Below are 1,217 nucleotides of genomic sequence, written 5' to 3'. Positions count from 1 at the left end.
TCGCGAAGCACTCGGCTTTCCTCGGGCTATCTCTTTTACATCCCATCTATTTTGCGTGTCGTTGGGCAAAATAGGTCGCGCACTATATCACGCTTTGATTTTTAAATTGCCAGCTTAATATCAGGAGAGCAGGTTTCTAAGCTCAATTGATGAATAGTTGGCCAGACGGACTCGTCATACTGGGTTTTGGCTTTAATCTCAGCTTGCGCAAGCAAGGAGATTAGGGCGCAAATACGGCTTGCTGATAAGCGCATTAACGCGGCGTTATAAAGCGGACGTTTATTTTGCCAAACGCGATACTTCTCAAAGACTTGGCTAATCGACATTTGAGTCAGATCTTGATGCATGCTTAATAGTTGGTTGAACTCTTTCTGCACACTTCGGATGAGAATGACCGTTTCAATGCCTTCGGCTTCTAATTGACGCAGGATGCGTTGAGCACGATTAGCTTTACCTGCAAGTAACGCATCAATCCAGTTAAACGTCGTAAAGTGGTTGTGTCGACTTAAGGCTTCCTCTAAGCGTACAACAGTCAGTTCGCCATCAGGATAGAGCAAAGCCAGTTTCTCTAGACTCTGAGAAAGTGCAAATAAGTTGCCTTCATGCCACTGTGCCAACATCTGTAAGGATTGCTGATCGGGCTTTAAACCCAATGCGCGGCAGCGTGTTTGCACAAACATAGGCAAACGCTGAAGATCCGGCGTTAAGCAGCTGACCCAGTCGCCTTTGGCATTCAGTGCTTTAAACCATTTGGCATTTTCTTGCGCTTTAGTCAGCTTCGTTCCGATGATCACTAGCATGATGTCATCATGTAGCATGTCACACAGAGTCTGTAGCTCTTTGCTGATGGCTGTGGTGACACCGCTTTCTGGGATCTCAAGCTCAATGAGTTGTCGACTAGAAAATAAGCTCAGAGCTTGAAAGCAGTCATACACTTGGTTCCAATCTAAACTTGCATCGACAGCAAAACGGTGTCTTTCTTCAAAACCATGTTGTAGAGCGGTTTTTTGAATCGCTTGGCGGCTTTCTTGGATCAGTAGCGGTTCGTTTCCGAAGATCAGATAAACCTGCTTTAAGTGTTTGGCTAGATGGTCAGCTAGCTTGTCAGCATAAATTCGCATGTTGATTAAGAGTTTGTTTTCTCAGTTGGCGCGGCAATTTGCCCCGCTTCGTACTCGGCACGGATTCGGCCAAGCTGACGCATCATCTGTTTCGCT

1 protein-coding gene is annotated in these 1,217 nt (G+C 45.9%); it reads right to left on the bottom strand.

The features are described 5' to 3' along the window. Positions 1-101: 101 nt before the first annotated feature. The gene (holA, locus tag R7O12_RS25735) at positions 102-1,121 is read right to left on the bottom strand and encodes a DNA polymerase III subunit delta (RefSeq protein ID WP_015296350.1); all 1,020 of its coding nucleotides are present in this window, start codon (positions 1,119-1,121) and stop codon (positions 102-104) included. Positions 1,122-1,217: the final 96 nt, after the last annotated feature.

Source organism: Vibrio sp. Vb1574 (assembly GCF_033338675.1).
The sequence above is the reverse complement of the archived record's forward strand: the minus strand, read 5'-3'. Positions and strand labels throughout refer to the sequence as shown.